This window comes from Parasedimentitalea maritima (genome assembly GCF_005771405.1).
Taxonomy (GTDB): Bacteria; Pseudomonadota; Alphaproteobacteria; order Rhodobacterales; family Rhodobacteraceae; genus Parasedimentitalea; species Parasedimentitalea maritima.
Window position 1 is genome coordinate 26616 of record NZ_VAUA01000002.1, and the last position, 19720, is coordinate 46335.

General features: G+C 55.8%; 19 protein-coding genes. 11 read left to right on the plus strand and 8 right to left on the minus strand.

What is annotated here, in order from left to right:
- Positions 1–4 precede the first annotated feature (4 nt).
- The 3 genes from FEE96_RS03830 (at position 5) to FEE96_RS03840 (ending at position 2203) form a co-directional block, all read left to right on the plus strand.
- Positions 5–796 (plus strand): phosphoadenylyl-sulfate reductase, encoded by a 792-nt coding sequence (locus FEE96_RS03830; protein ID WP_138161700.1) that lies wholly within the window; start codon positions 5–7, stop codon positions 794–796.
- Entirely contained in the window at positions 793–1200 is a 408-nt protein-coding gene (locus tag FEE96_RS03835) for a DUF934 domain-containing protein (protein WP_138161701.1), read from the plus strand. The genes FEE96_RS03830 and FEE96_RS03835 overlap by 4 nt, the downstream gene beginning before the upstream one ends.
- A 139-nt stretch (positions 1201–1339) precedes the next feature.
- Entirely contained in the window at positions 1340–2203 is an 864-nt protein-coding gene (locus FEE96_RS03840; RefSeq protein ID WP_138161702.1) for a ferredoxin--NADP reductase, read from the plus strand.
- A gap of 74 nt (positions 2204–2277) precedes the next feature.
- On the opposite strand, the gene FEE96_RS03845 is transcribed toward FEE96_RS03840, so the two are convergent.
- Positions 2278–3033 (minus strand): translation initiation factor 3, encoded by a 756-nt coding sequence (locus tag FEE96_RS03845; RefSeq protein ID WP_138161703.1) that lies wholly within the window; start codon positions 3031–3033, stop codon positions 2278–2280.
- Positions 3034–3295: 262 nt separating this feature from the next.
- Here FEE96_RS03845 and infC point away from each other — a divergent pair, with 262 nt between their 5' ends.
- Both infC and FEE96_RS03855 read left to right on the plus strand, forming a co-directional pair.
- Positions 3296–3898, plus strand: a complete 603-nt coding sequence (gene infC / locus FEE96_RS03850) for a translation initiation factor IF-3 (protein WP_138161704.1) — start codon at positions 3296–3298, stop codon at positions 3896–3898.
- Between the two features lie 191 nt (positions 3899–4089).
- The gene (locus FEE96_RS03855) at positions 4090–4623 is read left to right on the plus strand and encodes a hypothetical protein (RefSeq protein WP_138161705.1); all 534 of its coding nucleotides are present in this window, start codon (positions 4090–4092) and stop codon (positions 4621–4623) included.
- 69 nt (positions 4624–4692) lie between these two features.
- Here FEE96_RS03855 and FEE96_RS03860 read toward each other — a convergent pair whose 3' ends face one another.
- The 7 genes from FEE96_RS03860 to FEE96_RS03890 all read right to left on the minus strand — a co-directional run bounded on the left by FEE96_RS03860 (position 4693) and on the right by FEE96_RS03890 (position 13167).
- The gene (locus FEE96_RS03860) at positions 4693–5478 is read right to left on the minus strand and encodes an FAD binding domain-containing protein (RefSeq protein WP_138161706.1); all 786 of its coding nucleotides are present in this window, start codon (positions 5476–5478) and stop codon (positions 4693–4695) included.
- Between the two features lie 109 nt (positions 5479–5587).
- On the minus strand, positions 5588–7954 hold the full coding sequence (locus tag FEE96_RS03865) for a xanthine dehydrogenase family protein molybdopterin-binding subunit (protein ID WP_138161707.1): 2367 nt from the start codon (positions 7952–7954) through the stop codon (positions 5588–5590).
- Between the two features lie 146 nt (positions 7955–8100).
- Positions 8101–8586: a (2Fe-2S)-binding protein gene (locus FEE96_RS03870; protein ID WP_138161708.1), complete on the minus strand. Its 486-nt coding sequence runs from the start codon at positions 8584–8586 to the stop codon at positions 8101–8103.
- Between the two features lie 197 nt (positions 8587–8783).
- Entirely contained in the window at positions 8784–9782 is a 999-nt protein-coding gene (locus FEE96_RS03875; RefSeq protein ID WP_138161709.1) for a molybdopterin-binding protein, read from the minus strand.
- A complete protein-coding gene (locus FEE96_RS03880; protein WP_138161710.1) occupies positions 9779–10762 on the minus strand; it encodes an XdhC family protein in 984 nt (327 codons plus the stop codon). The genes FEE96_RS03875 and FEE96_RS03880 overlap by 4 nt, the downstream gene beginning before the upstream one ends.
- A gap of 191 nt (positions 10763–10953) precedes the next feature.
- Positions 10954–12201 carry a vWA domain-containing protein gene (locus FEE96_RS03885; RefSeq protein WP_138161711.1) on the minus strand — a complete coding sequence of 416 codons (1248 nt, stop codon included), beginning with the start codon at positions 12199–12201 and terminating at the stop codon, positions 10954–10956.
- A gap of 57 nt (positions 12202–12258) precedes the next feature.
- Positions 12259–13167, minus strand: coding sequence for an AAA family ATPase (locus tag FEE96_RS03890; protein ID WP_138161712.1), 909 nt, complete (start codon positions 13165–13167; stop codon positions 12259–12261).
- A gap of 199 nt (positions 13168–13366) precedes the next feature.
- Here FEE96_RS03890 and FEE96_RS03895 point away from each other — a divergent pair, with 199 nt between their 5' ends.
- The 6 genes from FEE96_RS03895 (at position 13367) to FEE96_RS03920 (ending at position 19666) form a co-directional block, all read left to right on the plus strand.
- On the plus strand, positions 13367–14428 hold the full coding sequence (locus FEE96_RS03895; protein WP_138161713.1) for a glycosyltransferase family 2 protein: 1062 nt from the start codon (positions 13367–13369) through the stop codon (positions 14426–14428).
- A gap of 104 nt (positions 14429–14532) precedes the next feature.
- Positions 14533–15489, plus strand: a complete 957-nt coding sequence (locus FEE96_RS03900; RefSeq protein ID WP_138161714.1) for a phosphoadenosine phosphosulfate reductase — start codon at positions 14533–14535, stop codon at positions 15487–15489.
- Between the two features lie 52 nt (positions 15490–15541).
- Positions 15542–16585: a dihydroorotase gene (gene pyrC / locus FEE96_RS03905; RefSeq protein WP_138161715.1), complete on the plus strand. Its 1044-nt coding sequence runs from the start codon at positions 15542–15544 to the stop codon at positions 16583–16585.
- Between the two features lie 68 nt (positions 16586–16653).
- Entirely contained in the window at positions 16654–17334 is a 681-nt protein-coding gene (locus FEE96_RS03910) for an orotate phosphoribosyltransferase (protein WP_138161716.1), read from the plus strand.
- Between the two features lie 255 nt (positions 17335–17589).
- Entirely contained in the window at positions 17590–19116 is a 1527-nt protein-coding gene (locus FEE96_RS03915; protein ID WP_171021604.1) for a replicative DNA helicase, read from the plus strand.
- 115 nt (positions 19117–19231) lie between these two features.
- Positions 19232–19666: a nuclear transport factor 2 family protein gene (locus tag FEE96_RS03920; protein ID WP_138161717.1), complete on the plus strand. Its 435-nt coding sequence runs from the start codon at positions 19232–19234 to the stop codon at positions 19664–19666.
- The last annotated feature ends 54 nt before the right edge of the window (positions 19667–19720 follow it).

Genomic DNA, 19720 nt, shown 5'->3' on the forward strand with positions numbered 1-19720 from the left:
TCCCATGCTTCATCTAGCTAAAAATATCCCGGGGGCTCGGGGGCTGGCCCCCGACCAACCCGCCGAGCAGCAAACGCTGGAAAAGCGAGTAGCCGATCTGAATGCGCGCTACCGCCACCACTCGGCCACCGCAGTGATGCAAGGTGCCCTGCAGGAAACAGGCAATATCGCACTTGTTTCTAGTTTCGGAGCTGAATCCGTAGTTTTGCTTCACATGGCTGCAGTGATAGATCCAGCAACACCTGTGTTGTTCGTGGACACCGAACTGCTCTTCACAGAAACCTTGGTCTATCAACAGGAAGTGTCAGAACGCTTGGGGCTTCGTAACCTGCACATCATTCGAGCCAAGGATATCGCAGAAAAAGATCCCTATGGCGCTCTGCGTTTTAGTGACACGGATGCCTGCTGTGCGCTGCGGAAAACCGCACCGCTCCAAAATGCACTTGAAGGTTATGACGGCTGGATCACCGGTCGCAAACGCTTTCAGGCTGGCAGCCGGGCTGCGCTGGACTTTTTTGAGATCGAAGACACTGAGAACGGGCCAACGGGTCGTATCAAGATCAACCCACTCGCGCATTGGGCACCCGAAGACGTGCGTGTCTACATGGACGAAAACCGCCTGCCCCGCCATCCATTGGTGGCCAAGGGATATCCTTCCATCGGCTGTGCTCCCTGCACCTCCCCGGTACAAGAAGGCGAAGATCCTCGCGCTGGCCGCTGGCGGAACCAAAGCAAAGAAGAGTGCGGCATCCACGTCGTGGATGGGCAATTTATTCGCACAGGAGCAAATTCATGACTGTGATCATAACCGACACGGGCTTTGGCCCTGACACCTGGACTTTGGGCTACGAAGGTGACACCGCGCTCGACCTTCCTTCAGACACTGATCCGGTGCAGCTTTCCGAACGCCTTGCTGCGCAGGTGCAGATGATCCGCATTGCCTTCCCAAGTTTTGCGGACGGTCGTGGATTCACCATTGCGCGCCACCTCCGTTTGTCAGGTTACAAGGGGCACCTGCGTGCCACCGGCCATCTGATCGCCGACCAATACGCCATGGCGCGCCGTTCCGGGTTTGATGACGTTGAGATCAGCGATGAACTGGCCGCGCGCCAGCCTGAAAACCAATGGCTGGCCCGTGCCAACTGGCAACAAAACGACTATCAGGCCCGTATGCGTGGGGGCTCTCCCGCCGCTGCTTAAACCAGCTTTTACTGTCAGGACATTTGCAGTTCCGGCCCCGAAACCACTGCGGGGCCGGAAACTTGCAAAACAAATCCTTTTCCTGACCCATATCAATGATTAATCAGAGGTGTCGACTATGCAGTCGGCAGTGTAACCGATGAACGAGATAACCCCTGTGACCGATGCCGCCACAAATGCCGAACCCGTAAAAGCCGTTCCGACCCTTCCCGACGCCCAGACCGTCACTGCGGTCAAGCACTGGACGGACAAGTTATTCTCCTTCCGGGTCACCCGCCCAGCCTCGATGCGCTTTCGCTCGGGCGAGTTTGTGATGATTGGCCTGATGGGCGATGTGAACCCAAAAACCGGCAAGCAAAAACCACTGCTGCGCGCCTATTCCATTGCTTCGCCCAGCTGGGATGACGAATTGGAGTTTTACTCGATCAAGGTTCAGGATGGTCCGCTAACCTCACGCCTGCAGCACATCCAAGTCGGCGATGAAATCATCCTGCGCCCAAAACCCGTCGGCACCCTGGTGCATGACGCCCTAATCCCCGGCAAACGGATCTGGTTCTTTGCGACTGGCACCGGCTTTGCGCCTTTTGCCTCGCTGCTGCGCGACCCACAAACCTACGAAGATTATGACGAGGTCATCATCACTCACACCTGCCGCACCGCGGGCGAGCTGACCTATGGCGCCGAGCTGATTGAAAACCTCAAGCAGGACGAGATGATGATCGAACTGCTGGGCGAAGAGAACCTGAACAAGATCCGCTACTATCCGACAACCACCCGTGAAGAGAGCCCCAAGATGGGCCGCATCACTGACCTGATGCGCTCAGGCGAGGCCTTTACCGATCTCGGTGTTGATCCGATCAACCCCGACAGCGACCGTGCCATGGTCTGCGGCAACCTGGCCTTTAACCTTGAAATCAAGGACATGCTCGAAGGCTACGGTTTAGAAGAAGGTGCAAACTCCAAGCCTGCACAATATGTGGTTGAAAAAGCCTTCCTAGATTAAGACCAAATCTGAGCGAATGCAAAAAAGGGCACTCTCTGTATCAGAGGGTGCCCTTTTGTATTTGGGTAAGGGGTTTACAGGCCCAAGGCAGATTTAACCTGATCCAACGCAACACCCAGTAGCTCTGGATTGTCCTTGGCCTGTGTTACGGCTGTGGTCAGCATCAATTTATTGGCCTCGTCCAGCGATGAGCCAGAAATCAGCTCGACAACCTTATCAAAGTCAAACCCCTCAGCGGTCAACAGGCCTGCGGCTGCGTCCATGGCGGAAGTCGCAGCCTCACTGGCTGCTTCGGTTGCGGCAGTTGCAGTTTCAGTCGCCGTTTCGACTGCGCTTGATGCGGCCTCACCGGCTTGCTCAGCAGCGTCGCTTGCTGCTTCAGTTGCAGTCTCGGTTACTGCGGTGGCTGTATCGCTCGCAGCACCTGCGGCCTCTTCAGCTACAGCAGCGGCTTCGGCACCTACTTCAGTTGCGGCTTCAACAGCGTCCTCCGCCGCCTCTTGCGCTGCATCGGCTGCGCTTTCAACCGCCTCTGCGGTTGCTTCAACTGCGTCAGTGGCGGCCTCAGTCGCTTGTTCCGCAGCGTCTGTTGCTGCTTCCACTGCGTCGTTTGCGGCCTCGGTGGCACTTGCAGCGGCGTCTTCAGCGGCTTCAGTTACTTGGTCCAAAACGCCTGGTTCAGCAGTAGTAGTGTCCTGCTCAACGGCCTCTGCGGCCGGGGCCGTATCCGCCTGTTCAACAACCTCTGTCGGCAGGTCCATGTTAGTGTAATAAACGTAGCCACCAATAGCGGCAGCCCCAATACCCAGCGCAATCACTGCAGGTTTCATATCTCAATCTCCTTGATAGTATCGTTGCTTGAGCGCAAAAAATTCACTCAACATGTATGAGCTGCGAAATGGTCCTGTGCACTGAACACCTCAAGGGGGAAAAAACGCCCCGACACCTCAGCGGCTAATCTTGGCCGATGCGTTTTCGACCGTAAAAACCAACAAAACTGCCTATTCTGGCGAACTTCTCCTCCACATTGTCGGAATGATGCCTTGAAAACCTCATTCTCCCCGGTCATACGAAGCAAACAGCTTGAATCACATGCGCGAGAGCGTTACTTTTCAGGTAAATTCACGCAATGACAGAAGGATTCCCGTCATAGCCCGCAGACCCCACAATGCGCCGCCGCAACGCGACACCGGCCCGCGCGTCAACGAAAAAATTCGTGGTAGTGACCTTCGCCTGATTGGCGCCGATGGCGACAACGTCGGTGTGGTGACACCAGCCAAAGCCATGCTTATGGCGCAAGAGGCCGGCCTGGATCTGGTTGAAATCTCGCCCAACGCCAATCCGCCTGTGTGTAAAATCATGGACTTCGGCAAGTTCAAGTATGAACAGCAAAAGCGGGAAAGCGAAGCGCGCAAGAAGCAAAAAATCATCGAGATCAAAGAGGTCAAGTTTCGACCCAATACTGATATCCATGATTACGGCGTCAAAATGCGCAACGTTTACAAGTTTCTGGAAAACGGCGACAAAGTGAAAATCACTCTGCGCTTTCGTGGCCGCGAAATGGCGCACCAGAACCTGGGACGTGAACTGCTAGAGCGTGTAGCCGTTGATATCAAAGATCACGGTAAGGTCGAAAACATGCCGAAAATGGAAGGCCGTCAGATGATTATGCTGATTGGTCCTCTGCCTAAGTAAGCAGCTAACTACTGTTAGAATTTTAAATGCCCTCGCTGCCATCCGGCGCGGGGGCGTTTTCATTTTGAGCAGTCTCCCAAACCCGCCCAGTACAACCCAATATTAATTGTTGATCTCTAGCAAATGTACTCAACTGGCGCGTTTTTGCTACGCCGCTATGATCCGTTCGAATTTTAAACAGGACATCGTTTATGAAACTCTCGGCTCTTCTTTGCTCTACAAGCCTTCTTCTCGCCTCCAATGCCTCAGCTGCCATTTTCGAAAGCGGTGATTGGGCCGCGGCCAAGGTTGGCCATGCCTGTCATGTCTTTACCCAACGTGCTGCGCGCGACACATCCGGTGCCTTGGTTTTCACGTTCCACAATCAAGGATACAGTTCTGGTTTTGGCTATGACTACCACCCCTGGCCGGGCGAAACCACTGCCCCCTGGGATGAGGATGATTTTGCGGTACTGGCCTTTGATGGCCAAGAGAGTTGGCTGGGAGACGAGATGTTCACCCACGAGGGAGCGGGCGGTTATGGTGCCCACATGACCGATGGCATGGTGCCAGACATGATCACGTCGATCCTGAATTCAAAAACCTCGATCGAGGTGATGTTTGACCGCTCAGCTAAGGGTGAGGTCTGGCTCTACGGCAAATTCTCTCCGTCCGGATTTGCCGAAAGCCTGCAAAGAGCTAGCGAATGGTGCGCCTTTGACCCACGCAACTTGCCTTCTTCGTAAACGAACCACCACAAATGAAAACGGCCTCAGGAACACCTGAGGCCGCACTTCGCTAAAAAGGCCCAAGCATCAAGCCGCCGCAGCGACCGCCCGCTTGGTCATGACACCAACCAGATGCGCGCGATACTCTTTGGTGCCGTGCAAATCTCCGATCATATCAGACGGGTCCAGCGTAAGCCCGGCAATCGCATCCGCCGAGAAGTCGGCATCCAGCGCAGCCTCGGCCTCGCTCCAACGGAACACGCCCTCTTCAGATGCGCCGGTCACCGCCACCCGCACTCCATCGGCGTGTTTCGCAACAAACACCCCAACCAACGCAAAGCGCGAGGCTGGCTGCACAAATTTCTGATAATTCGCGGCTTGCGGAACAGAAAACTTAACTCCCGTGATGATTTCACCATCTTCCAGTGCCGTGTCGAACATGCCCTGAAAATAGTCATCGGCGGCAATTTCGCGCGCATTGGTAACAACCGTCGCAGCCGAGGCCAGTGCCGCAGCAGGATAATCCGCCGACGGATCATTGTTCGCGAGTGACCCGCCAATTGTTCCCCGATTGCGCACCGCCGGATCACCAATATGACCAGCCATCTCTGCCAGTGCCGGATAATCGGTAGCCTGCGCAGCGACATCGGCATGGCTGACGGCGCCGCCAACGGTCAATGAGGCACCCTCTCGTTGCACCCCCTGCATCTCTGCAATGCCACTCAGACTCACCAACTTTGACGGGCTGGCCAGACGCTGTTTCATGGTTGGGATCAGTGTTTGACCTCCTCCCAGCGCCTGCGCTTCATCACCTGCCAGCGCCGCAACCGCGTCAGCAACCGTCGAAGGCTTCTCAAACTCGAAATTATACATTTCGCTTCCTTCCTCAGACAACCTGGGTCTCTACCTACCCCAGCTTCATCTGGCTAAAAATATCCCGGGGGTCCGGGGGCTGGCCCCCGGCGCTCTCGGTTGTTTCAGTTCAGCTGTTCAAGGCGGCCCATATCCGCCCTGGGCTCAGCGGCATGTCGATATGAGTCACGTCCGTTTTGCCAGCGGATTGCAACGCATCCACCACCGCATTGACTACCGAAGGCGGTGATCCAATGGCCCCCGCCTCGCCACAGCCTTTAACCCCTAGTGGGTTATGGGTGCAGGGCGTTTGACAGGAATGATCTACCGAATAGAACGGTACATCATCGGCCCGCGGCATTGCATAATCCATAAAGGACGCGCTCAACAACTGACCATCCTCATCATAGACACAGCCCTCTAGTAGCGCCTGGCCAATGCCCTGACCAATGCCGCCATGAACCTGACCATCAACAATCATCGGGTTGACGATATTGCCAAAGTCATCCGCAGCCGAGAAACGCTCGATGCTGACCTTGCCGGTATCGGGGTCCACCTCCACCTCGCAGGCGTACGCCCCCGACGGATAGGTAAAGTTAGCCGGATCATAAAACGCGGTCTCCTCCAAGCCCGGTTCAATGTCTTCCAGAGGGTAGTTATGCGGCACATAGGCTGCCAGCGTGACATCACCCCAGGCAACAGACTTATCGGTGCCCGCAACCGAGAACTCTCCGTCCTTCAGCTCGATATCTGCATCAGCGGCCTCCATCAAATGCGCGGCGATCTTCTTGGCCTTAGCAATGATTTTCTCGGTTGCCCTGACCATTGCAGAGCCCCCAACGGCCAGCGAACGCGAGCCATAGGTGCCCATGCCCATCGGCACTTTGGAGGTATCCCCATGAACAATCTCGATCATGCCCTCGTCGATGCCAATCATGTCAGCAATCACCTGAGGGAAGGATGTCTCGTGTCCCTGCCCGTGACTGTGAGACCCAGTCATCACCACTAGACCACCCGTGGCATTCACCCGCACGGTTGCACTTTCATACAGTCCAGCCCGGGCACCAAGCTGCCCAACAAGGTTGCTGGGCGCAATGCCGCAGGCCTCGATGTAGCAGTTGACCCCAAGTCCACGCAGTTTTCCGTTGGCGACACTCGCCTTTCGGCGTGCATCGAACCCCGAAAGATCAGCAATCTCGGTTAGCTTGTCCATGGTGGCATGGTAATCACCGGTGTCGTATTCCACCGCTACTGGCGTGGCATAAGGGAATTCGGTGATAAAATTTTGCCGCCGCAACGCGATTGGGTCAACCCCCAACTCACGCGCAGCTTTGTCTACCACCCGCTCTAGCTGGAACGTCGCCTCGGGGCGCCCAGCGCCACGATAGGCATCCACTGGCACTGTGTTGGTGAACACCGCTTTGACATTCACATAAATCAGCGGTGTCTTATAGTTGCCCGCCATTAAAGTGCCGTGCAGCCAAGTCGGGACAGAGGGCGCAAATGTCGACAGGTAGGCACCCATATTTGCATAGGTATCCGTGCGCAGGGCGGTAAAGTTGTTGTCCGCGTCCAATGCCAGTTCGATCTTGGTAACGTGATCACGCCCATGTGCATCCGACATAAAGGCTTCGGAGCGTGACGATGTCCACTTTACCGGCCGATTACAGGCCTTGGCAGCAAACGTACAAAATGCCTCTTCTGCATAGTGGAAAATCTTGGTGCCAAAACCACCGCCAACGTCCGGGGAAACAACTTGCAGCTTATGCTCAGGAATGCCCAGAACAAAGGCCCCCATCAGCAGCCGGATCACATGTGGGTTTTGGCTTGTAGTGTACAGCTTGCTGTCATCGGTTGATCGGTTGTATTCGCCGATCGCGACCCGAGGTTCCATCGGGTTGGCCACCAGACGGTTGTTAACCAGCTCCAGCGACGTAACATGTGCTGCATCCTGGAACGCCTGATTTACAGCCTCACGGTTTTCTTCGACAAACCCCCAGTCATAGCACAGGTTCGAGGTCAGATCGTCATGAACCTTGACCGAACCTTCAGCCACAGCGGCCTTCATATCAACAACAGCCGGAAGCTCTTCGATATCCAGGTCAATTGCCTCGGCCGCATCCCGAGCCTGTTCCAGACTCTCAGCTATCACCGCAGCAATTGGCTCACCAACATGGCGGACTTTACCTTCGGCTAAAACCGGATGCTTGGGTTCCTGCATTGCGTTGCCGTGACGGTCAGTAATTTCCCAACCACAAGGAACCCCGCCAACACCTTCAAAATCAGCCGCGGTGAAAATCCGCACAACGCCGGGCATTGCTGCAGCGGCAGTTGTATCAACACTGTTCAGCGTCCCATGCGCGATATCTGAGCGCAGAAAATGCACATAGGCTTGGCCATGTGCGTTGATGTCATCTGTGTAATTGCCGTTTCCTGTCAGAAACCGCACGTCTTCGCGCCGCTTTGGGCTGGCGCCGATGCCACTATCTTTGGGCATGTTTTAATCTCCTCCCTGAGTGGTGCGTGCAAGCACTCACCCTACATCTCACAGCTCTGCTGGATTTGGGCCAAGCCATAATGTGCCAAGCGCCCTGTGTAGGGTGCGTGTTCATCACGCACCTTGTGCCATTGTTCGCTGCGTCGTCACTCAGCTGCCAGAGCGGATACATCCTGCCCACTGGCTGCCATGATCGATTTTACGATGTTGTGGTAACCGGTGCAGCGGCACAGATTGCCTTCCAGATATGTGCGGATTTCCTGCTCCGATGGCTTAGGATTGTCTTTCAACAGCGCCGCCGCCGACATCACCATACCCGGAGTGCAAAAACCGCACTGCAAGCCGTGATGTTCCTGAAATGCCGCCTGTATCGTGTTAAGCGTACCATCCTCAGCGGCCTGACCTTCGATGGTTGCTACCTCAGCCCCTTCGGCTTCAAGCGCCAGCATGGTGCAGCTTTTCACCGCCTTGCCATCCACATGTACCACGCAGGCACCGCATTGACTGGTATCACATCCGACATGCGACCCCGTCAGACCTAGCTCCTCACGCAAAAACGAGACAAGAAGCGTACGCCCCTCGACCTCTGCACTCGCAGCTTTACCGTTCACGGTCATTGAGACCTTCGCCATGAACCCCTCCCTTAGCTATTATTGTTGGCTGAGGACGAGTTAAGCACGGGATGGGTCATCTGCGAAGCGATTTGAGAGCCCCCAAGGTCACCCCAAAGCAGAACAACGCCACGCAAGGGTCATAAGATACTGATAATATTGAAATAACTATTTATCAGACCTAGACTAAAGTAGGAGCAACTCCGCCTGTCCAATCATCAGGTACCGCTGCGACGCAGCATTGGACGCGTCGGTATTTCCTTGAGCAGGCCACCAACTCCAAGCGCAGCTATGTCGCGGCTGGTCACCTCTATTCCGCAAATCACCCGCTCCAAGATCCAATCCGCACCATTCAGTGCGGGTGAGCGCGCACATCCAGGAAGGCCAATCACAGGCCTGTCCCCCAAAGCGCCTAAAAACAACAAATTGCCAGGATCTACCGGCATGCCGAAACGGATCAGCTCGCCGCCTGCTTGACGCAGCGCCTGCGGCGCAACATCCATTGGGTCCGATGTGGCCGAACCGGTAAGTATCAGAACAAGATCACCCGTCGCCGCGGATATTGCCTGGTTCAAGTCCGCCTCTTTGTGCGGCACCACCACCCGTGGCGTCAAATCCAATCCCATTCGGTGCAATCGCCCTGCTATTGCTGCCCGGCCCTTATCCGATGGTATGTCAGCAATCACCCGCGTTTCGATCAAAGTTGCGCTGCTATATACTGGTGCACGCACTGACAGCGCCCCTCCAGCCCCGGCGCCAGCCTTTTCCAAAGCTGTATTCGGCACAGCGTAGGAAATGATCTTGATCGTCGCGATCATCCCATCAGCATCCACCCGGTGCCATTCGGGAACTGTGGCGATTGAAATCATCGGATCAACATCATTCACCACTTGCAGCCGTTTTGGGTCCAGCTGCACAATTCCACTGGTTTCGGCGATAAGATTGACCCGCCCAGCCCCCGCGCCTGATAACCGTATCCGTTGCGCCTGAGGATCGGGCACCAGAATTTTTGCCAATGTCAGCGCAGCGTCATTTTCATGAATATCGCCGGGCTCTAAGCGCGCCACTGTAACCTCTTCAAACCCGGCCAAGTCCAAACGGGCCAAATCAGCAGCAGTCAGCGTTGTCCCTTTGGCGATTTTGTGATTCTGCACACGTAACGAATGAGCCAAGATTGCGCCTTCAGCCTGTGCCAAAGGCACCGAACCAAATTTCATTCTGCCTTACCCCGCAAAACCGCCGTCATTTCCGCCAGTATCGAAACTGCGATTTCAGCAGGCCCGGCAGCGCCGATATCCAAACCAATCGGGCCGTGAATTCTGCCAATTTGTTGGTCACTGAACCCAGCCGCCAACATCCGCTCAACCCGCTGGGAATGAGTGCGCTTGGAGCCCAGCGCACCAATATAGAAACATTCTGCCGCCAAGGCTGCCTGCAGCGCCGGATCATCCAGCTTAGGATCATGGGTGAGCAGGACCAGCGCAGTACGGGCATCCAACCCAAGCTTTTCCACAGCCTCGTCTGGCCAGTCGTCCAGTATAGTCTCGCCGGGAAACCTGTCGCCCGCAGCAAAGGCCTCGCGCGGGTCAATCAGCACCGGATCATAGCCCGCAATCCGCGCCATCGGCACCAATGCCTGCGCGATATGAACCGCTCCCACACAGATCAGTCGCAGGGGCGGATTATGCACTGCCACAAAGGTTTCATCATCCTCTTCCATCCCCGAGCGATCCATCCGCATCCGGTCAGGATAACCACTGTGCAGCAATCGGCGCACACCACTTTCAAGGTTCACCTCATAGGCCAGCGCCTGACGCCCAGTCCGCGCTGCAACCATTTGTTCCAGTAAATCCAGCGGCAAGGCCGATCCCACCGGCTCTAACAGCACCTTTATGGTGCCGCCACAGGCCAGACCAACAGCAAAGGCATCCTCATCACTGATTCCATATTCCAGCACTCGGTGCTCTTTGTTCTTTAGCGCATCTTGAGCTTCAAGAACCACCGCGCCTTCGACACACCCCCCCGAAACGGATCCTTCAAAGTGTCCATCCCTGCGGATCACCAACATTGAACCGGTGCGCCGCGGCGCAGACCCCCAGGTTTGCACAACTGTCGCCAACACTGCCCCCTGCCCAGCGCGATACCAATCAAGCGCGGTTTCCGGTGCGTTCTCAAAGCGGTTTTCTGCTTGTGTCATACTATCCTCCGGTCGCGACTATGCTCACTTCAGCCTCAGGCCACTGCCCCCGCAAAGTCGCATATAGAAGTGGCCAGTCAAATCTTCTAAATTCATATTTAGCAAGGCTTTTCACGACGTTCAGAACCTCTGGTCTATTTGCCTGCCTTCAAGAGCAATTTACATCTCGAAGATTTACGTCCTTATCCACCTTACAAAAGAGACATCAAACGCGCCTTTTCTCCTTTGTCTCCGGGGTCTGAAATCACCTTGGCCAGATCTTCTAGCGAAGCAATCGAATGGCCAGCTCGAAAGCTGTCCACATAAGGCAACATAGCCCGAATTCCCTGCGCCTTTGGGGCAAACCCTTCCCAGCGCAGCAGCGGATTAAGCCAAATCAGGCGGCGGGCGGACAATTGCAACCGCTGCATTTCATCCGCCAGAGCATCAGGATCATCTCGGTCCAGCCCATCAGTGATAAGCAGAACCACAGCGCCCTGCCCCATAACCCGGCGCGACCAATCGCGGTTGAATTCGTGCAAACATTCGCCAATCCGGGTGCCGCCTTCCCAATCCTGCGTCTCTGCCCCGGCAGCCGCCAGCGCAGCATCCACATCCCGTTGCGCCAGATGGCGGGTGATATTGGTCAACCGGGTGCCAAACGTGAAGCCGTGAACTCTGGCCCAGCCAGCCCCCTTGGCGTTCGACACCGCATGCAGGAAATGCAGAACAATACGGCTGTATTGGCTCATCGAGCCGGAGATATCGCAGATCACCACCAGATTGGGCCACCGTACCCGCCGCTTGGCCCGCGCCATCGTCTGGATTTCCCCGCCGTGGCGGGCAGCGTCTCGTAGGGTGCGCCGCCAATCTGGTTTGGGGCCACGCGGTGCCGCCATCAAACGGCGTGAGTGTATGGGCTGCACCGGCAGTCTGAGTTGTGACAAAATGCGTTTGGCACGGGCAACTTCATCCGTGCCCATCTGTTCAAAATCCAAGGTGCGCAACCGTTCCTCGGCTGACATGGTGAGCGTGGCGTCAAATTCAACTTCGGTGCCCTCTTCGTTTGCGATGTTTTCGGGATCTGGTTGAGTGCCCTCCAACAAAGCCTCAGCTGCGCGTTTTTCACCCGGTTTGGCGGGCTTTTCTTCCTGTGTCCCACGCACAGAAGGCAGCAACATTGCCATCATATGTTCCAGAAACCTCGGATCGCGCCAGTAAAGGCGGAAGACCTGGCCAAACACCTCCCGATGTTCGGGTTTGGTGACAAAACATGCGTGCAAAGCCCAATAAAAATCATGGCGTGAAGTAAACCCTGTCGCCGCCACAGCCTGCACGGCATCAATCACCCGCCCCGGCCCGATCGGTAACCCTGCCTTGCGCAGCGCACGGGCAAAGTGGGTGATGTTTTGCGCTAGTCTTGGCTCGTCGGGCAGGTTGAGTGGGGGGAGTTCAGGCATCTTCACCCACGGGGGCCAGCCCCCGTACCCCCGGGATATTTTCAGCTAGATGAAGGATCAGACCACCTCCAGGCTGGCTCTAGTCTGATCAAGGATCCGTTTCGCCTCGGTTCCCTGCAGTTTGGTTATATCGTCCTGATATTTGAGAATTGCGCCTAAAGTGTCGGAAATCACCTCTGGCGACAGGTCAATCACATCCAGCGCCAGCAGGCAATTGGCCCAGTCAATAGTTTCTGCAACGCCGGGTTTTTTGAACAGGTCCTCGGTGCGCAGGGCCTGCACAAAAGCCACCACCTCACGGCTCAGTTGCGCGCTGGCCTCTGGTGCACGGGACTGCAGGATTGCGACCTCCCGCCCAAAATCAGGATAGTCCACCCAATGGTACAGGCAGCGGCGCTTCAAGGCATCGTGCACTTCGCGCGTCCGGTTCGACGTCAGGATAACAATTGGCGGTTCAGGGGCCTTTATGGTGCCCAACTCGGGTATCGTCACCTGAAAGTCAGACAGAGCTTCCAACAGAAACGCCTCAAACGGTTCATCGGTGCGATCCAGCTCATCGATCAGCAACACCGGAGAGCCGTTCTCGTCCGGGCGCATAGCTTGCAACAGCGGGCGCTCGATCAAGAACTCATCCGAGAACAGTTCAGCCTGCAAGTCACCCCGGTTGGCTCCGCCTGCGGCTTCGGCGGTGCGGATCGCCACCATCTGGGCTGGAAAATTCCATTCATAGACCGCCGAAGACGCATCCAGGCCTTCGTAACATTGTAACCGGATCAGGCGGCGGTTCAGTCCAGCCGCCAGCGCCTTGGCAATTTCAGTTTTCCCAACACCGGCCTCTCCCTCAAGAAACAGAGGACGCCCCAGCCGCAGCGACAGAAACACCACCGTCGCCAGTGCACGCCCGCAGACATAGCCCTGTTCAGTCAGCATTGCTTGGACCTGATCTATCGATTGTACCTGCATCATTGCTGTCTCTCCTGTTCCAGGATGAACAGGCCACGTGTCTGCACGGCGGTCAAGCATCGCGTGCCGGCACTTTGGTCTTATACGCAACACTGGTGCCGGTGATTGACCGTAGATCCGCACGACAATTGACGCCTCAGCTTTGCAATGCGATGTCTTTGCAAGTTTTCCAGCCCGGCAAGCCCGCCCAGATGAGTGATCCATGCGATATCTTGCCATTTTGACCCTCCGCAACGAAGCCGCTTTTCTGCTCGAGTGGCTGGCCCATCACCGCGCTGTCGGGTTTACGGATTTTCTTGTGTTTTCTAACAATTGCCAGGACGGCACCGACACCATGTTGGACCGCCTGCAAGACATGGGGCAACTAACTCATGTGCGCAATGACGGCCCGTATGACCAACGCGGCATCCAGTTCACCGCCTTCAAAACAGCCAGTAAACATCCACTAGTCCAGCAAGCGGATTGGATCCTTGCGCTGGATATCGATGAATTTGTCAACGTTCACACCGGTGATGGCACCCTGCAATGCCTGCTTGATGCTCTCCCCGAAGCCGACGCCATTACCCTGACCTGGCGGTTGTTTGGCAATAATGATCAGGTTCGCTATTCGGACAGGTCTGTTACGTCCCAGTTCACCCGCAGCGCACCCGAGATCATTCACTGGCCCTGGCGCGCCGCCATGTTCAAAACCCTGTACCGCAACAATGGCACCTACAGCAAAGTTGGTGTGCACCGGCCGCGCAGCCCGGACCATACCCGTCTCCGGGACTACCGTTGGTTTGACTGCGAAGGGCGGGAACTTGGGCCAGACTTTAAAACAAAGCGGTTGTTCTCCGATTATGGGCGCCCAAACTTCAAACTGGCACAGTTGAACCACTATGCCCTTGGCGCGATGGAGAGCTATGTGGTGAAGGCCGACCGGGGTCGGGTCAATCGCTCGGACCTGCCATTGGGCATGGATTACTGGGTTGAGCGAAACTTTAACACCGACACTGACACCAGTATTTCACGCTATAGCCCACTATCTGCGGTTACTCTGGATGAGTTAAAGAGAGACGCAAAGCTGTCCGAAATCCACGAACAGGCTGTAAACTGGCGACATAGCCGGTTTCGTGCATTGATGCAGGACGAGTATTTTCGCGCCCTGTTCTCCCGGCTGATAATGACCCCACCGTCACGGCCCGTTTCGCCCGCCACAGCGCGCATTTTGACTGATTTTGCTATGCAGGGCCGCAAGGCCGACAATAGAAACAAGTCGGCTTAGCCGGAAAACTTGCACGAGTTTTTCCCAATTTAGCCGCAATTTGCGCTTAGAGATGAATCTGATTAACCGGCCCACATCGTGGCTGGGCTGTGAGGATTGCTTTTATGCAGGATGGACTGGAAAATCTGGAAGAGAGCCTGGCTGGGTTACCGCCAGAGCAGTGGCGCCAACGCATGGCCGCGCTGGCCGAACAGCATGGCATGTATCAGTCTTTAGGAGATCGGCATTTTGCCACTTTTATCGACCAGGATAACACCCTTCTCGTCACATTTGAAACCATCCAAGGTATCCAAAACCTGTCTGATCAGGCCCAACCCTTAGGGTTTGACTTGGTCCGCAATTTGGGCTGGTCTCATCTGTGTCTGGTTTCTGACGGTGACACTTGGTTCCGCGAGGATCGGGTTTATGGCTTTTTTGACCAATTGATCGACGATGGCTTTTTTGAAGAGTTCGAAAAAGTGGTGTTCTATGGTGCGGGCCCATGTGGATATTCTGCAGCAGCTTTTTCAGTTGCCGCCCCAGGCGCCACAGTTGTGGCGATTCAACCACAAGCCACACTAGACCCGCAGATGTCAGAATGGGACGATCGATTTGTTGAAATGCGCAACACTTCGTTCACTGACCGCTATGGATATGCGCCTGAAATGCTGGATGCAGCAGACCACGCCTTTGTTCTATACGACCCACGCGAGCAACTGGATGCCATGCATGCAACCCTGTTTGCCCGATCAAACGTGACCCGTTTGAGACTGCCAGATATGGGCGATACTCTACAAACACGGCTCATCGAGATGGAAGCCCTCTACCCTATTCTGTCTCTTGCAGGGGCTGGAAAACTGACCGGTCAACGGTTCTGGCAGCTTTACAGGGCGCGGCGCACAAACATGGCGTACCTACGCCGGATGGTTGCGAAGCTTGATGATCAGGACCGCCCATATCTAATGGCATTGCTATGCCGAAACGTTGCAGAACGCATGCGGGCACCGCGGTTCCGGCGTCGCTATCAAAAATTGGAAAAGCGGGCTGCAGCAGGTGAATTTGCGATGCCTCCCGAGCATTAACAGTCGCCGGGTTGCACTTCCCCTAGATTGGTTCCTGTGCTAGGGCGGCGCCATGACTCAGAGCCTCACAATTGCCCGCCCCGACGACTGGCACCTGCACCTGCGCGACAGCGCAATGTTGAAGGCTGTCCTGCCTGAAACCGCCCGTCATTTTGACCGCGCCATCATCATGCCCAATCTGGTGCCACCGGTGGTAACCGGCGCACAGGCCGCAGCCTACAGAGATCGCATTCTGTCTGCGCTGCCCGAGGAAATGGCGTTTGAGCCATTGATGACCCTCTATCTGACCGAAGACACAGATCCAGCGGATGTTGCAGCGGCTCATACCAGCGGATTGATCAAGGCGGTAAAGCTATACCCTGCGGGGGCCACGACCAATTCCGCCAGCGGCGTTGGTGATTTCGACAAGGTGCGCGCTGTACTGGAGAAAATGGCTGAGATCGGCCTACCGCTCTGTGTTCATGGTGAAGTTACAGACCAGGACATCGATATATTTGACCGTGAGGCGGTGTTTATCGACCGGGTGCTCGATCCGATCCGGCGTGCCACACCGGGATTGCGCGTGGTCATGGAGCATATCACCACCTCAAATGGGGTGGACTATGTAAAATCCCAGGCGGCGGATCTGGGGGCCACTATCACCACTCATCACCTAATCATCAACCGGAACCATCTTTTGGTTGGTGGCATTAAGCCACACTACTACTGCCTGCCAGTGGCCAAACGTGAAAGCCATCGTCTGGCTCTGCGTGCAGCAGCCACCTCCGGGGATGCTCGGTTTTTCTTGGGCACTGACTCTGCTCCACACACCGACCCCAACAAGGAAAGTGCCTGTGGATGTGCGGGTTGCTTTACAGCCACCAACACCATGCCATTGCTGGCGCATGTGTTTGAGGAAGACGGAGCGCTAAGCACGTTGGAAAACTTTGTCTCGCGCAATGGCCCGGCGTTTTATCGCCTTCCAGTCAACGCTGGCAGCATGACATTGACCAAACAGAATGCACCGGCCAGCTTTCCAGCAAAAATTGAAACCGAAGACGGGCCAGTGACCGTGTTTGATCCAGGTTTTGATGTGTACTGGACCGTTGACACCTAACCCCGTTTGTCGCGACGAAAACAGACCCCGGAATTTAAGGTTCCGGGGCCAGATAGATAGGACACCCCATGATCCCCAGCGCTTACCCTTCACCCGAAGAAATCGCCCGTCTGTCAGCCCGTATGCTGTTGGAAATTGGCGCGGTTGATTTCAACTCCGAAAATCCATTCACACTGGCGTCAGGCCTTCCCTCTCCTTCATATGTGGATTGTCGCAAGCTGATTTCTTTCCCGCGTATCCGCTCAACCCTGATGGATTTCCTGACCATCACCGTCATGCGTAATGCCGGTTTCGAAGCCTTTGACAACATCGCTGGCGGCGAAACAGCGGGCATTCCTTTTGGCGCATTGGTTGCTGAACGTATGGCCTTGCCGATGACCTATGTGCGCAAAAAGCCAAAGGGTTACGGCCGCAACGCCCGCATCGAAGGTGTGATGAAAGAAGGTGAACGCGTGTTGCTGGTCGAGGACATGACCACCGATGGCGGCTCCAAACTCAGCTTTGTTGACGCGATCCGTGAAACCGGCGCCACCTGTGGCCACACCGCGCTGATTTTCTATTATGACATCTTCCCGGAAACCATCAAAAAACTGGGCGACCACGGGGTTGAACTGCATTACCTGTGCACCTGGTGGGATGTTCTGGCCGAAGCCCGCGCCCAGGAATCCTTCACATCTGAAACTCTGGACGAGGTCGAAAAGTTCCTCAACGACCCTCGCGCTTGGCAGGACGCGCATAAATCCGCCTAAAAAGTCCGCGACCGGAGCGGGCATCTGTGGATAACCCCCTCCGAATCGTAAGCTAAGCACAAAGACAACCAAACATATCGCGGTTGTTGAGTTTTCCCCTACTTCATGTAGACTTTCGTACCAACACCGAATGCCGCCAACACCTGGCGTTTGGTGGGCCTGAGCAGTTGTCCACAACACTGCCCACAGAAACATACATCTGGCCACCCGTTGGCCTTGGGCGCTATGATAGACGCTCAGACGATGAGAGCAGAAATGAACGAACTGACCCCCTTTGACGGCCCTCAGCCACCTATGCCGATGCCTGACCAATTGCCTGCCACGCCCGAGACCACGCCGGAAACCGTGATGCCGCATTCGGTCGAGGCCGAGCAGCAGCTGCTTGGGGCGATTCTGACCAACAATGACGTCTATGATCGCATTGCATCGATTATCAGCGCCGAACATTTCTATGACCCGGTCCACACCCGTATCTACGAAATAGCCGCTGCGCGTATTTCCAAGAACGCGCTGGCCTCGCCAGTGACGCTCAAGGCGTTTATGGAAGAGGACGAAGGGCTCAAGGAACTGGGCGGCCCTGCCTATCTGGCAAAACTGGCCGGTGCCTCGATCTCGGCCTTTGCGGTGCGTGACTATGCCCAGATGATTTATGATCTGGCAATCCGGCGTGAGCTGATCGGATTGGGGCAGGACATTGCTGACAAAGCCCGTCGCGTTGATGTGGCGTCCGAACCCAAGGAACAAATCGTCGAAGCAGAACAATCGCTGTATAAACTGGCCGAGCAAGGCCAGACGGAAAGCGGTTTCAAATCTTTCCTGAAAGCGGTGACCGAGGCGGTCAACGTCACCAACGAAGCCTACCAGCGTGGTGGCGGCATGGCCGGGATTTCTACCGGTCTGGTTGATCTCGACAAACAGTTGGGTGGCTTGCACCCGTCGGATTTGCTGATCCTCGCCGGTCGTCCCTCGATGGGGAAAACCTCACTGGCCACCAACATCGCCTACAACGTCGCCAAGGCCTATAAACGTGGCATCAAGAACGACGGCACCGAAGGGGCCGTTGATGGCGGCGTCGTTGGGTTCTTCAGCCTGGAAATGAGCGCCGAACAGCTGGCGGGGCGTATTCTCGCCGAAGCGTCAGAGATCTCCTCGCACAAAATCCGTCAGGGTGACATGACCGAGGCCGAGTTCCGCAAGTTTGTTGAGGCCGCCAAGACGCTGGAAAGCTGCCCGCTGTTCATCGACGACACACCTGCCCTGCCGATCTCGCAGCTGGCTGCCCGCGCGCGCCGACTGAAACGAACCCACGGACTGGACCTGCTGGTCATTGACTACTTGCAGCTTTGCCGTGGTACTGCCGAAAACCGGGTCAACGAAATTGGCGAAATTTCGATGGGGATGAAGGCCATCGCCAAGGAACTGCAGATTCCTGTTGTCGCCCTGTCCCAGTTGTCACGTCAGGTCGAGCAGCGTGAGGACAAACGGCCACAGCTGTCCGACCTTCGTGAATCCGGCTCAATCGAGCAGGATGCCGACGTGGTGATGTTTGTTTATCGAGAAGAATACTACAAAGAGCGTGAAAAACCCGGCGAAGACGACATCCAGAAAATGGAAGAGTGGAAAGCAGCCATGGAACGGCTGCATGCAAGGGCAGAAGTTGTTGTCGGCAAACAGCGCCACGGTCCCATTGGTATTGTTGAACTGAGCTTCGAGGCGCAATTCACCCGCTTTGGCAACCTTGCCAAGGCCTGGCAAAACGGCCCCCGCGAAGACGAGTACTAACTCCGGTCGTTAAAACAGTTCCCTGACCCGGTGAAGAAATTGGCTCAGGGGGCTGGCCCAGCTTGACCTTCGCACTCTCCCCTGCACAACTGTGTTTTTTGTTGGGGATTTGAAAATGAGCATTCATATTTTTATGGCCGCATACAAGCGGGTCTGGGAAGCAAAAAATCCTGCTGGATTTGCAGCCTTGTTCACTCCAGACGGCCTGTATCACAATACGCCCTTTCAGGTGCAATCCGGCCCACAGGAACTCGCTGCTTATTGGGAGCGGATCCTACTGCAGGATGACATATCACTCTCTTACAAAGTACTGGGCGCTACCGAAAATGGCGGCGTTGCGCATTGGAACGTAACTTATCAGGTCACCAGCGAAGAGCTGTTTCAAATCTGGGCATCGTCAACAGGAACAGGCCTGCCTGACCGTCACCCGGGCGACCCGTTACCCAGAATGGAACTGGACGGAACCCTGCTGGCAGAACTCGACGATCAGGGATTGGCGACGACAGTCCGCATTTGGTGGCATTCAATGCCGCAACCCACGGCCCAATAGTCACCAGGCGAATAGGCTCAGAGTACCGCGTCAGCGCAACTGAGCACAGCAAAC